The following is a 13,872-nucleotide window of genomic DNA, read 5'->3' on the forward strand; positions in this document are numbered from 1 at the left end:
CTACGTTTAATACGAAACAATAGATCATTTAATTTGTAAAAAATAACACTAAAATTAATGAAATTCTTGTTAGTTTTAGTGTTATACAAATATAAGCAATTTGAAGACATTTTTACTAGGGCTAAAACAAAATTTAAAAGGGGATTTACATGATGATAATCTGATGAAATCCCTTTATGCAACGGACGCTTCCGTGTATAGAATGTTGCCGCTTGCAGTAGCGTTTCCAATGGATGAAGCTGATATAAAGATACTTATTAGTTTTGCTCAAAAACATAAAACATCTTTAATTCCTAGAACGGCAGGAACGTCTTTGGCAGGACAATGTGTAGGGACCGGAATTGTAGTAGATGTATCTAAATATTTTAACCAAATTTTAAGTTTCAACGCGCTCGAAAAAACGGTTACAGTGCAACCTGGAGTTGTGCGTGATGTTTTAAATAATTACTTAAAGCCGTTCGGTGTACTTTTTGGACCCAATACGTCTACATCCAACCGCTGTATGATTGGCGGTATGGTTGGTAATAATTCATCGGGAACTACGTCAATCCAAAATGGCGTAACCCGTGACAAAGTAAAAGCACTAAGCACAATTTTAAGCGATGGAAGTGAGGTTGTTTTCTCTGAAATTTCTTCAGAAAACTTTCAAAAAAAATTACAATTAGAAACTTTAGAGGGTGAGATTTATAAAACCATTTATTCTGAATTAGCTCCAAAAAGTGTACAATCCCATATTTTAAAAGAATTTCCAAAACCAGAAATTCACCGTAGAAATACAGGTTATGCTATTGATAAATTGCTTGATTCTGATGTGTTCAGCAATTCCGAAAATCCTTTCAACATGTGTCAGTTGCTATCTGGAAGTGAAGGCACTTTGGCTTTTACAACTTCTATAACACTTAAGTTAGACGAACTACCTCCTGCAGAATCTGCCCTTATCTGTTTACATTTTGCTTCTATTGAAGCCTGTTTAAAATCGGTTGAAACTGTTATGCAGCATAATTTGCATACTTGCGAAATGATGGATAAAACCATTTTAGATTTAACCAAACACAACAAAACCCAACAAGCCAATAGACAATTTGTGGAAGGTGATCCAGAAGCAATTTTGATGTGCGAAGTTCGCTCCAATTCAACGACTGATTTAGATTTACAAATTGAAAACTTGCTAACTGTCGTTTCAAATCTACACTTAAGCTATGCGCAAGTTGTTTTAAAAGGTGAAACCATAAATCAGGCTATGGAATTACGCAAAGCGGGATTGGGTTTATTGGGAAATATTATAGGTGATAAAAAAGCGGCAGCTTGCATTGAAGATACGGCTGTAGCCTTGTCAGATTTATCCAGTTATATTTCAGATTTCACCAAACTCATGGCTAGCTATAATCAAAAAGCAGTTTATTATGCGCATGCTGGAGCAGGTGAATTGCATTTGCGACCTATTTTAAATTTGAAGCAACAAGAAGATGTTGTTTTATTTCGAAAAATAACAACAGATGTCGCAAGCCTAGTAAAGCGTTATCAAGGCTCTATGAGCGGCGAACATGGCGATGGCATTGTGAGAGCTGAATTTATTCCGCTTATGATAGGCCAAGCTAATTATGACATTTTAAAGCGCATAAAATCAGCCTTCGATCCGCATAATATTTTTAACCCGGGAAAAATTGTAGATGCTTTTCCAATGGATGAAAATTTGCGTTATCAGCCCAATCGTGAAGAACCCCAAGTTGAAACGCTTTTAGATTTTTCAGCGTCATTAGGTATTTTACGTGAAGCAGAAAAGTGTAATGGGTCTGGCGATTGTAGAAAATTGCCTGAATTTGGCGGAACCATGTGCCCAAGCTATCGCGCCACTAGAAATGAAAAGGATACCACCCGTGCGAGAGCAAATGCCTTGCGCGAATTTTTAACAACGTCGGAAAAGGCAAATAAATTCAATCATAAAGAGTTAAAAGATGTTTTCGATCTATGCATTAGCTGTAAAGCCTGTGCCAGTGAATGCCCAAGTAGTGTAGATGTGGCTACTTTAAAAGCTGAATTTGAATACCAATATCAAAAAGAAAATGGCAGTAGTTTGCGCACCAAACTGTTTGCTTATAATAACAAGTTGAACGGATATGGTAGTCGTTTTTCGGGACTTACTAATTTTATATTTTCAAACGGATTTACGAGCATTATTATTAAAAAATCTTTGAGAATTGCAGATGAAAGAAGTCTGCCATTAATTTCAAGTAAAAGTTTAGGTGAATATATTTTAAATTCTAACAATCAAGTTAATAAAAATTTTATAAAAACTATTTATTTCTTTAATGATGAGTTTACAAATCATTTAGATACTGAAATTGGTAGAGATGCTTTACATCTTCTAAAAGCATTAAATTATGAAGTGAAATTTGTAAAACATGAGGAATCTGGTCGTGCCTTTATATCCAAAGGATTTTTGGAACAGGCTAAAAAATTAGCTAATAACAACGTTACTGTTTTTTCAGAAATCATTTCGGAAACAACGCCATTAATTGGTATTGAACCTTCGGCTATTTTAACCTTTCGTGATGAATATATTAAGTTGGCCAATAATAAAGAAGCAGCCGAGAAACTCGCAAAAAACACGTTTTACATCGAGGAATTTCTACAGCAAGAAATCGCTTTAGGAAATATAACCCCCAATCAATTTACTTCAGAAATTGAAACTATAAAATTTCATGGGCATTGTCATCAAAAAGCATTGAGCAATCAAAAAACGAGTTTTGATATATTAAATCTTCCTAAAAATTATAAGGTTACTATTATTACTAGTGGCTGCTGTGGCATGGCTGGTAGTTTCGGCTATGAAAAGGAACATTACGAAATTAGCATGCAAATAGGCGAGCAGACTTTATTTCCAGCAATTCGTAAAGCTTCAAAAGAAATAGTAATTGCAGCAAATGGCACGAGCTGTCGTCATCAAATTTTAGATGGTACTAAAAGGCAGGCTTTACACCCCATTACGATATTAAAACGGGCTTTACTTTAAAACACTTTATCCAAGGGGATTCGTTTAAGATTTCCATAAAAAAAGCAACTATTTATGAAAGGTAATTTAAATTCCATTTTTGTTTCTGTGATAATACATTTACATTAGCAATAAAATTGGTTTATGGCAGGAAATTCCTTCGGAAATTTATTTAAATTATCAACGTTTGGCGAATCGCATGGCACCGCGATAGGCGGCATTATAGATGGTTGTCCTCCGGGTTTAGAAGTCGATTTTGAAGCCATTCAAAGTGAATTAAACCGTCGGAAACCGGGACAATCTGAAATTGTTACCCAAAGAAAAGAACCCGATACAGTTGAATTCCTTTCAGGTATTTTTGAAGGAAAAACAACCGGAACGCCCATAGGTTTTACCATTCATAACGCCAATCAGAAATCCAAAGATTACGCCCATATTAGAGATGTTTACAGACCAAGTCACGCCGACTATACCTATGAAAAAAAGTATGTTATTCGCGATTTTCGTGGAGGAGGCAGAAGTTCAGCACGTGAAACAGCATCGCGCGTCGTGGCTGGCGCTTTGGCTAAACAATTTTTAAAAACTATTAAAATCCATGCATATACATCTTCAGTAGGTGATATTTTCTTGGAAAAACCTTATCAAGATTTAGATTTTTCTAAAATTGAAGAGAATGTTATTCGTTGTCCGGATTCGGAGACTGCTGAGCGCATGATTAATCGTATTAAAGTCATTAAAAAAGAAGGTAACACGATTGGCGGCACCGTAACATGTGTTATTCAAAATGTTCCCGTGGGCCTAGGCGAACCTGTTTTCGATAAGCTTCACGCCGAATTAGGTAAAGCCATGTTATCTATAAATGCGGTTAAAGGTTTTGAATATGGCAGCGGTTTTTGTGGTTCAAAAATGACAGGTACCGAACATAATGACTTGTTTAATGTAGATGGCAGTACAAAAAGTAATCTTTCTGGAGGTATCCAAGGCGGAATTAGCAATGGCATGGATATCTATTTCCGAGTAGCCTTTAAACCGGTTGCCACCATTATTCAAAAGCAAGAAGCCTTAAATGCAGCAGGCGAATTAGTAGAAATGCAAGGTAAAGGTCGTCATGATCCTTGTGTTGTTCCTAGAGCAGTGCCGATTGTGGAGGCTATGGCGGCATTAGTCTTAGCAGATTATTTCCTAATAAATAAAGTTTATAAATAGAATATTATATAACGATTATATAAAATAACGTATGAAAAAACTCGCATTACATTGGCAAATTATTTTAGGAATGCTTCTCGGTGTTGGCTTTGCTTTAATTATGGCCAATTTTGAATCTGGAAGTCAAATAGTAACGGATTGGGTAAAACCGTTCGGAACTATTTTCATTAATATGCTGAAACTTATTGCGGTGCCATTAATTTTAGGATCGTTAATTAAAGGTGTTTCAGATTTAAAAGATATTTCCAAACTATCACAAATGGGAGGTCGTACAATAGGTCTTTATATTTTAACCACTTTAGTTGCCGTTTCTATTGGTTTAACAGTGGTGAATGTAATTAAACCAGGAAAATCTATTTCAGAAGAAACGCGTAATGAGCTTGTAGAGAGCTATAAAGGTGATGCCGACGGGAAAATTGCGGATGCCGAAAAACAAAAGAATGCGGGACCGTTGCAGGCTTTAGAAGATTTAGTTCCAAGTAATATTTTTCAAGCTGCTAGTGATAATGGCAATATGCTTCAAGTAATTTTCTTTGCTATTCTTTTTGGAATAGGACTTATTTTAATTCCTGAAAAAAAGTCTGCTCCTGTAAAAGAGTTTTTTGATAGTTTTAATGAAGTGATTCTGAAACTAATAGATCTTATTATGTTGGCTGCACCTTACGGTGTATTTGCTTTATTAGCAGCTTTAGTCGTAGAAGCACCGAGTGCAGATTTATTTAAAGCGTTAGGATGGTATGCGTTCTGCGTCGTATTAGGGTTGGCCATCATGATGCTAGTATATGCATTATTGGTCTATGCCGTGACTAAAAAAACACCTAAATTCTTTTTTAATGGTATTGCACCAGCGCAGTTATTAGGCTTTTCAACAAGTAGTAGTGCTGCTACATTGCCTGTAACTATGGAACGCGTTGAAGAACATTTAGGCGTAGATGAAGAAGTTACAAGTTTTGTTTTACCAATTGGTGCCACCATAAATATGGATGGTACTAGTTTGTATCAGGCTGTAGCTGCTGTTTTTATTGCGCAAGCTTTTGGAATGGATTTAAGTTTTGGTGTACAATTAGGTATTATTGCAACGGCAACATTAGCTTCTATTGGAAGTGCAGCTGTTCCTGGCGCGGGAATGGTTATGTTAGTTATTGTTTTAGCTCAAGCGGGAATTCCTGAAGCTGGATTGGCTTTAATTTTCGCTGTAGATAGACCGTTAGATATGTGCAGAACCACGGTAAATATCACAGGAGATGCAGCCGTTTCTATGATTGTGGCAAAATCTGTTGGTAAGCTAGGTGAACCTAAAGTTAAAAATTGGGATGATGATTACGTAAAAAAACATAAGCAAAATCAGTAAACATATTTAAAATGTTATATAAAGTAGATAATCAACACATACACTTTCAAGCGAAATTTTAAAATGCATTACATATATAAATCGCACTTAATTTAACTAGGTGCGATTTTTTTTGTGACTGTTTTTGATTTCCAATTTAATATTCTGGTGGTACGAACGTATTTTTAATTGATAAGAAAAATGAAAATAACTTATCTCAAACTATTGATGCTATTTGCAGAGACGGTTTCGTAATTGCACAAGAATATGTTACAGAAGCCACGGGATGCGATACATGCTTATTTACTATGAATGGCGAAGGGTTAGAGTAGGTGATGATTATGCCATTATGAAGCGGGTGAATGCATCAGGTGAAATTAGAAGTAATATTCATGCCGGCGTCCGACCAGAAAAGCTAAAATTACGGATCAGATTATGAAGTTAACGGATATTGTGCGTCCTAAATTAGTACAAGATGGTATGTTTTTAGATGGAATTGATATTGTTGGCGAGAAGCTTATGGAAATTAACGTATTCAGTCCTGGAGGCTTAAATGTTATGATTCAAATGTGTAGTATCGATTTCGCTACGCCAGTAATTGAATCTATAGAAAGAAAAGTATATTATAAGAGTATGTATTCAAATTACTTGTATAATAGCCGTTTGGCAAGGTTGTAATAATTAAAAAACCTTAAAGTCGTTTGGGTCTATTGGAAAAAATCCCAACACTTTAATTTGTGTAGACTATCACGTATTAAAGAATTTGATTCGTTCCTAATTAACAGAAATTAGGGTCATATTAACCAACGTCTTTAAGGTTTTTTTTATAAAATTTAAGATATTTCTTTTTTTGAAAATAGTATAGCACTATTACATATAGTAGCGTTTTTAGTGAGTCAAATGCACAGTTCAATTAGATTATCTAAAATAAGAAAAGCTTAATAAGAATGGGAAAGTGGGTGTTTATAAGTGTTGTAGAATCCAGAATATGTTTAATAAATTAAAACTATTCACCACTAACAATTCGTCCATCAACCATCGTTAATTTACGGTCGGCCATATTCGCTAATTCTTCATTATGTGTAACAATTACAAAAGTTTGCCCAAATTCATCACGCAGTTTAAAGAATAAATTATGCAGATTTTCTGCTGATTCACTATCCAAGTTTCCTGAAGGTTCATCTGCAAAAAGTATTTTCGGATTGTTAATTAAAGCCCGAGCTACAGCCACACGCTGCTGTTCACCACCCGAAAGTTCATTGGGTTTATGATGATAGCGATTTTTTAAACCTAAAAAGTCTAATAATTCGGTCGCTCGCTTTTCCGCAACCGCTTTAGGTGTTTTTTTGATGAATGCTGGAATACAAACATTTTCAATGGCTGAAAATTCAGGTAATAACTGATGAAATTGAAATATAAATCCAATTTCTTCATTTCGGAATTTAGCCAAAGCTTTATCTGATAATTTACTAATATCAGTATCGTTAATCGTAAAAGTAAACGGTTCTTTTTTAGAAGGCTTGTCTAGCGTTCCTAAAATTTGCAGAAGCGTTGTTTTTCCTGCGCCTGAAGCACCAACAATGGAAACAATTTCGCCTGCTTGAATTTTTAAATTTACACCTTTTAATACGTGTAAATCATCGTAATATTTATGAAGGTTTTTTGCTAAAATCATGTTTGTAAAATGTAATGGCAATGTAATACTTTATACAGCGTTTTTCAATTATGAATATGTTTTCTTACGGAATACTTTCTTAATATTATTATAGTCAATAAAGTATTGAATTTTCAATGAAAAGGAGTTTTGAATGGGCTGCGTTAATAAACGGTCGAAGTTATTGGTGAAATTTAGTTCGGCTTCTGTGTCGTAATTAAAAAGTTGATTTCTATATAAAGCCGTTAAAAAACTTCCAGGTGCAAATTGCCAAGAGTAGCTTAAATCTAAATTCCAAGTACTAAAATTAATATTAGGATCATCTAAACCCGCATCGCTAAACGTAACATTGGTTTCCTGTAATCGCCCATTATCTTGAAGTAAATAGATGTTATCATCATACAAAACGGTACTCCAATAATTTCTAAATGTTAGGTTTAAGGAATGAAATGGATTAAAATTATAAGAACCCGTAACACTGTTTATCATTGTTTTTCTATCGCGATTACCGAATATAATAGCGTTTGGCGTATTATCAGCATAGCCGCGATCACCATTTGTTTTTTCATAATCAAATGAATAAATAATCATGACTTTTTCGCTTAATCGAATTCGAGGACTGATGCTTAAGCCAATTGCATTGGTTTCTCTGTCCTTTTCAAAAGTTGTTGTTCCACTTAAATTAATATCAATAGCAAATTTCTTATTATAATTAGAAGAAAACCAAATACCACCATTTAGTACATTTTCATAAATGAAATAGCGGCCTTCTTCGCGCGGTTCAAAATAATCATATTGTTTTCCTGCTTCAAAATTAACATTCCCTCCAAAACCATCAAGCTTTTTCAACTGGCCAGAAAATGAAACGGCTATTTGATTTCCTGTATAGGTATTAGGATTTGCCAATCTACTATAATCAATAAAAGCATTAAAATTATAATTGTTGAAAATTCCTGTAGGTTCAAATGTTCTATAAGAACCTTCTACACCGAAATTGCTAAAATTATTTCTAAACTGAAGTCCTAAATCATTAATATTATAAACGTCATCAGCATATTCATGGCCAAACCAATATTGCCAGTTTCCAAAAACTTTAGCGAATTCTACTTTATAACTGTAACCTGTTTCGTCTTCAGTTTGTAAGTTAAGATGGCTCATTTTCAATTCTGTAACCAAGTTATAGGTATTTTTCTTGGTTGTTAAATTGGCCAGAAGTCCGGTAACATTGGCATCTCGAAAATGGCCATTTCGGGTTACGTTTGTATTAATTAAACTTACAGACGAGTTTTGATTGAATTGCTGATCTATTACAAAAATATTATAATTAGCCAATGGTTCCACGAATTCATTTCGAGTGGAATTGGTATTCGTATTTCTAATTTTAGCGTTTGTTTTACCCGTTACGGCATTAAAAACGCCTACGCCCAAACCTTTTTTGGTTCTTCCAGAAACTTTAATAGCATTGATAACCTTTACATTTTCGGGAAAATCTTGAACTTCCTCGTCCGCATTTAAAGAAACAGCTCCGGTGGGTCCACTTCCAACACGACGGGAGAAAAACAAATTACCTTTTGTGAAAAGATCTACGCCTTCAGTAAAAAATTGACGTTGCTCTGAGAAAGTTTGTTCAAAGGGTCCTAAATTCAGTTCAACCTGATCAAATCCTGCCTGGCTGAAATCGGGAATAAGTGTCGCATCCAAAGTGAAATTTTCGGTGATACCATATTTCAAATCCATTCCGGCGTTAAATTGTGTTTCGGTTTCACCGTCATAGGAATTAACTATACCTGAAATAAATGGATAAAAAGTTAAACGCGTTGGCGGATTTAAGTTTTCCAATCCTTTCAATTCTCCATTGTAAATACCGGCATTACCTTTAGTAACATCAATAGGATTCCAAGTGTATTGCGAACGATCTCGATGAATATGTCTATGAATTTGCATTCCCCAAGTTGGTGTTTCCTGATTAGAAAAACGCAAGTTGCGATAAGGTATTTTCATTTCAACAATCCAGCCATCATCTACAATTTTTACAGCACTATCCCAAACGGCATTCCAACCAAAATCTTCACCAATTCCTGGCGAATTAATGGCATCAGCTTGCGTTCCTGAACTAAACACGAAAAATTCAGTGTCATTTTGTCCATCGTTATTGGGGTTTAAAATAAAGCCGAAAAAATCAGATTCACCAAAATTATCGCGACTCGTTAATTGACGCATGATGTTTTTAGGATTATCATATAAATATGCTCCAACATATATAGCATCATCATCATAGGTTATTTTAACAACCGTTCGGGTTTCAGGCGTTTCTTTAATTCCCATTTGAGGGCTAAATTGTATAAAATCTTTAGCTTCTTGGGCTTGTTTCCAAGCAACATCATCTAAAATGCCATCTATTTTTGGAGCAGTGCTAGTTCTCGCAATATTTAAGGATTTTTTCTCTTGAGTAAAAGCAGAAATATAACAAAGGGAAAATATAAAAAGGAATAGCCCGTTTTTCATGTGATTTTTTAATTGATGGTTTATTATATTCTAACAGACTCTGAAAAGACGACTTTGTTACAATTTAAATACAAATCTAAAATCCTAATGATAAAATTATTCTTAAATAAACGTTAAAACCTCGGACAAGGTATGGATGAATTAAGTTTAGAATGAATTAGAAATCCATTTATATAACAAATAGCGCTATAAATTCGTTTTCTAGCTATCTGACAGATCGCACTTTGAAATTTTTGGAATAAAATTTGTAACTATTATTTATAAATAATAAAATGTCATATGACTTTAAATAGATTAAGTAAATCAAAAAAACTGGCATTAGGTATCTTTTTCGATGCCATGGGTTATGTTTCCTTTGTTTTTCCTCCGTTTGATTTTATTTGGGCACCATTGTCTGCTTATTTAATGAGCAAAATGTATGCGGGTAGAAAAGGGAAAATAGCCGCTATTTTTAGTTTTGTAGAAGAAGCCCTGCCATTTGTAGATATAATTCCATCGTTTTCAATCATGTGGTTTTATACTTTTTATATGTCAAGAGAAAGCAAGAAACTAGATTTAGTGAGATAAAAAAAGAGTGATATAAAAATCACTCTTTTTTAGTTTCAATTTATAATGAATACGTGAGACCTAAACTAAAATTTCGTCCCATATTATAAATGCCATCTTGTTTTAAGCGTGATAGGTGATTTATATATGTTTTGTCTGTTAAATTAGTTCCGGAAACTGTTATGGCTAAATCATTTTTAAACAATTTTACATTTCCTCCGAAACCAGCACTTAATAAGTTATAACCATCTGTTTTAGTTTCAAAAGCACTTATATTTCCTTGTTTAAAAACGGACTGTAGTTTAACAAAGGCATAAGAATTTGTCACTTCCTTAATATCAAATTCCACACGAATGCTGTTACTAAAACTATTAGCTGGAATTAACGGTAGATAATTATTAGAATCCAATTTCCCTGTTACCGTTTCAAAACTACTTTCATAGTGCAACCAATCTAAAGGATGTGGATGAAAATGCAGTCCTATTTCGCCACCATAAAGTGCGGCATCATCTTGAATATAGTTATAAACCGGTTGATCCATTAAAAAAGTGCCATCTGGCGATAAAAAGATATAATCGTTAATGTGATTATAGAAACCATTCACAAAAAATTCAATATGTTCATTTTTAAACTCTAAAGCTAAATCCGTTTGGAAATTCTGTTCATTATTTAAATTAATATTTCCAACTTCATATCTATTAGTTCCATGATGCACGCCGTCTGACGTTAATTCTGCTAAATTAGGTGCTCTAAAACCAGAAGCTAAATTTAATCGAGCAGTGATATTTTGCGCTAAATCTGTTTTTAAACCAAATGCGCCGTTAAAGCTGTTAAAACTTTTATTCAAGTTATTATCTATTTGAATCCAGCGGTTGTCATATCGTGCGCCAATTTGGAAGTCCACTTTATTAAAATGAATATGTGACATGGCTAGAAACCCAAAATCATTAGTTACGGCATCTGGAACTAATTCCTCTTCCCCGTAATTAGTGTTTACTTGATTCATACCTTGAACACCAACAATAGTCTCAAATTTACCCATAACAGGTAAATGATATTTTACATCATAATTAGCCGTTTTTAGTTTCATGTGGAGTGCGGGATGCATTTCGCCATGGTCTTCCTCTAAGTGATCATCTTCGTCGTGACCTTCGTGGTCATGATCGTGCTCATCTTCAAATTCTTTTCGGTCGTTGTATATATAACCTAAATTAAATTCTAATTTGGAATTATTAAAAAACACCGTAGAACGTGAGCTAAAAATATGATTATTTAATTCTTGATATGGTAACAACGGCATTCTATTGGTAGATTGTTCGCCTATTTCTTCTGGAATACCCAATTTAGAATGGTTGACATTATAGCGGAAATCCGTTTTAAAATTCGTGTTTTGATAACCAACCCCGGCTTTAAAGTCTTGCTCTTTAAATCGTGTATTAGTTACGCGGTAATCGGCTGTTTTATAATCTGAATGCTCTGTAACACTTCCTCTGAATAATACTTTAAAAGCCTCACCAGAGGCTTTATAACCAGCACCCGTGTTGTAACCTTGTGTATTTGAAAAATAGGTTCCTCCAAAATCGGCGTTTTCAGCATTATCTCTAGCAAATCTTTCCGGATTAATATACAATACGCCTCCAAGCGCATCGCTACCATAAAGCAAGGATGCCGGACCTTTTATAACTTCAACACTTTCCACGCCAGCATCGCTTAAGCCTAGACCATGCTCATCACCAAATTGCTGATTTTCTAATCGGACGCCTTGCGTATAAACTAAAACGCGATTAGAGCTTAAACCACGAATAACCGGTTTGGTAATTCCTAATCCGGTGCTTACACCTTCCACACCAGCAATATTGGATAGGCCTTCGCCTAGTGTAACGGCTCCCGAAGCTTTTAATTCTTTAATAGTTTGCCTTTCCACCTTCATAACATTCTCACTTTGAAGTTTGTGGAATGGCGTGGAAATAATGACGGCTTCCATCTCAATAGCGGAACTTTTCAAGGTAAGTTCAATCTTTTTGGCAGTTGGAATAACGAGGTTGAAGGATTTGGTTTCGTAACCAACAAAAGAATAAACGAGTGTATAGGTTCCTGAAGGTAAGTTGTTAATTGAAAATTGACCGTTCTCGTCGGTAGTTGTTCCTTTTTCTAATTGTGGAAAATAGATGTTAACATAAGGTAAACCATCACCCATATCGGCATCTGTTACGACACCCTTAATACTGTTTTGACCAAAGGCAATTGAAACCACGGACAAAAACAACAGATTTAAAATTGTTTTCATGTTTTAAAGTATAAATAGTTATAAAGTTTTTTTTTAAATAAAACGAATACTAACTATTCTCTGGGGGACCGCGAAGGGAAAAAGGCAGCTGTTGAAATGCACTTAAAAACACGTATTGAGACGTGCTGATAGCATGATTTTCTAATGTTTCTAAAACATCAAAGTTATCAGGAATAGGAAAGAAATGATTGGATAATTTAAATTTATAGAATTCACATTCCAAATCAAGCGTATGGAAGTGTGCTGTAGATTTATTAAGGCAAACTTCATGCACATGGTTTTCAAAAACATGACCCATTTTTACAGCAGCAGGAAGCAGAACAGCCAATACTAAAAGTATCGAAAATCCTTTAAAAATAATGTGTTGCTTAATTTTTTGCATTAATCTAAAAAACGTTTTAATCCGAATCGTCGGAGCATTTTCTTTTCAAACTCCCAGAAAAATTTGAATTGTCCAAATAACCATCCATACGTTACTAAAAGAATTTGATAAAATATGAGACCAATAATAATGAATAATAACCAATAGAGTAGTGGGTTTAAGTTTTCTTTAGTAATTCCAATATATTTTATAATCGGTCTACCAATTAACAGAGAGGAACTACCCGTAATAGCGAATACAATGAAAATTCGGATAATTTCCCATCTATAGGTAACTATCCATCGGGTTTCAAGCTTTTTAAATAACCACAAAATTATTTTTAAAAGTATAACAAATAAAATGCTTATATAAAGTAGAAGAAAATTTATATTTTCTGAAAAAGGGAAAAGACCAGCTAATTTAAAACAAGAATATAAGAGTCCAATAAGTCCTAAAGCCGGAAAAAGAAGCTGCCAGTTATGTTGAATTTCCCAAGATTCTTTGAATTTTTTCATGCCGCAAATTTGGGTGCAAAGATACTTTAAAATCTAGGATTATGCGAAGATAATTGCTGATTATACTTTTCTTGGAAAAACACGAAATAATGATAGAGTAAATAATTAACATCAAAACCATAATCTATGTCTGGCTGATAATTTATACTTGTTTCATAAAGATTTGAATTATAAGAAGATGATAAAACCCGACTGTTCCATTCGGTTACATAGATCCTGTTTTTCCCCTCTAGAAAGGATTTGGTATAAAAAGATTTTGGTTTAGCGCGACTTGCCATCCAAAAATCAAAGCCGGTTTCAATAATGATGATTTCATATTCTAAATCATAATTGGCAATTTTAATAGTGTCTTGAGACTTTTCGGATTTGCTTTCAGTTTTAGAAATAATTTTTTTTGAAGTACTACAACTAACCAAAAAGAAGGTTAATAGGAGTAAGCTATATAGCGTTTTCATAATATGAATTTTATTAAAAAT

General features: G+C 34.1%; 12 protein-coding genes. 6 read left to right on the forward strand and 6 right to left on the reverse strand.

Annotated elements, in window-relative coordinates; all coding sequences use genetic code 11:
- The first annotated feature begins 100 nt into the window (after positions 1 to 100).
- The 5 genes from ES674_RS11410 to ES674_RS15715 all read left to right on the forward strand — a co-directional run bounded on the left by ES674_RS11410 (position 101) and on the right by ES674_RS15715 (position 6,206).
- Positions 101 to 3,013 (forward strand): FAD-binding and (Fe-S)-binding domain-containing protein, encoded by a 2,913-nt coding sequence (locus ES674_RS11410; RefSeq protein WP_394348510.1) that lies wholly within the window; start codon positions 101 to 103, stop codon positions 3,011 to 3,013.
- A gap of 123 nt (positions 3,014 to 3,136) precedes the next feature.
- Positions 3,137 to 4,198 (forward strand): chorismate synthase, encoded by a 1,062-nt coding sequence (gene aroC, locus ES674_RS11415; protein WP_148404176.1) that lies wholly within the window; start codon positions 3,137 to 3,139, stop codon positions 4,196 to 4,198.
- Positions 4,199 to 4,229: 31 nt separating this feature from the next.
- A complete protein-coding gene (locus tag ES674_RS11420; protein ID WP_148404177.1) occupies positions 4,230 to 5,549 on the forward strand; it encodes a dicarboxylate/amino acid:cation symporter in 1,320 nt (439 codons plus the stop codon).
- 203 nt (positions 5,550 to 5,752) lie between these two features.
- Positions 5,753 to 5,860 carry a hypothetical protein gene (locus ES674_RS15775; RefSeq protein WP_394348515.1) on the forward strand — a complete coding sequence of 36 codons (108 nt, stop codon included), beginning with the start codon at positions 5,753 to 5,755 and terminating at the stop codon, positions 5,858 to 5,860.
- Between the two features lie 103 nt (positions 5,861 to 5,963).
- A complete protein-coding gene (locus ES674_RS15715) occupies positions 5,964 to 6,206 on the forward strand; it encodes an ATP-grasp domain-containing protein (protein ID WP_148404178.1) in 243 nt (80 codons plus the stop codon).
- A 328-nt stretch (positions 6,207 to 6,534) separates the two neighbouring features.
- Here the strand turns inward: ES674_RS15715 and ES674_RS11435 are convergent, their stop codons facing one another.
- Both ES674_RS11435 and ES674_RS11440 read right to left on the reverse strand, forming a co-directional pair.
- Complete coding sequence (locus ES674_RS11435; protein WP_148404179.1) at positions 6,535 to 7,203, reverse strand: ABC transporter ATP-binding protein; 669 nt, start codon at positions 7,201 to 7,203, stop codon at positions 6,535 to 6,537.
- Positions 7,204 to 7,251: 48 nt separating this feature from the next.
- Complete coding sequence (locus ES674_RS11440; RefSeq protein WP_148404180.1) at positions 7,252 to 9,687, reverse strand: DUF5916 domain-containing protein; 2,436 nt, start codon at positions 9,685 to 9,687, stop codon at positions 7,252 to 7,254.
- A gap of 279 nt (positions 9,688 to 9,966) precedes the next feature.
- Here ES674_RS11440 and ES674_RS11445 point away from each other — a divergent pair, with 279 nt between their 5' ends.
- Positions 9,967 to 10,254 (forward strand): hypothetical protein, encoded by a 288-nt coding sequence (locus ES674_RS11445; RefSeq protein ID WP_148404181.1) that lies wholly within the window; start codon positions 9,967 to 9,969, stop codon positions 10,252 to 10,254.
- Positions 10,255 to 10,294: 40 nt separating this feature from the next.
- Here the strand turns inward: ES674_RS11445 and ES674_RS11450 are convergent, their stop codons facing one another.
- The 4 genes from ES674_RS11450 to ES674_RS11465 are packed head-to-tail and all read right to left on the reverse strand — an operon-like array spanning position 10,295 to position 13,851.
- The gene (locus tag ES674_RS11450) at positions 10,295 to 12,520 is read right to left on the reverse strand and encodes a TonB-dependent receptor (protein ID WP_148404182.1); all 2,226 of its coding nucleotides are present in this window, start codon (positions 12,518 to 12,520) and stop codon (positions 10,295 to 10,297) included.
- A gap of 49 nt (positions 12,521 to 12,569) precedes the next feature.
- Positions 12,570 to 12,902 (reverse strand): hypothetical protein, encoded by a 333-nt coding sequence (locus ES674_RS11455; protein WP_246126031.1) that lies wholly within the window; start codon positions 12,900 to 12,902, stop codon positions 12,570 to 12,572.
- On the reverse strand, positions 12,902 to 13,396 hold the full coding sequence (locus tag ES674_RS11460) for a DUF6787 family protein (protein ID WP_148404183.1): 495 nt from the start codon (positions 13,394 to 13,396) through the stop codon (positions 12,902 to 12,904). The genes ES674_RS11455 and ES674_RS11460 overlap by 1 nt, the downstream gene beginning before the upstream one ends.
- A gap of 26 nt (positions 13,397 to 13,422) precedes the next feature.
- Positions 13,423 to 13,851 (reverse strand): DUF6146 family protein, encoded by a 429-nt coding sequence (locus ES674_RS11465; RefSeq protein ID WP_148404184.1) that lies wholly within the window; start codon positions 13,849 to 13,851, stop codon positions 13,423 to 13,425.
- Between the last annotated feature and the right edge of the window lie 21 nt (positions 13,852 to 13,872).

This window comes from Bizionia myxarmorum (assembly GCF_008086205.1).
GTDB classification, from domain to species: Bacteria; Bacteroidota; Bacteroidia; order Flavobacteriales; family Flavobacteriaceae; genus Algorimicrobium; species Algorimicrobium myxarmorum.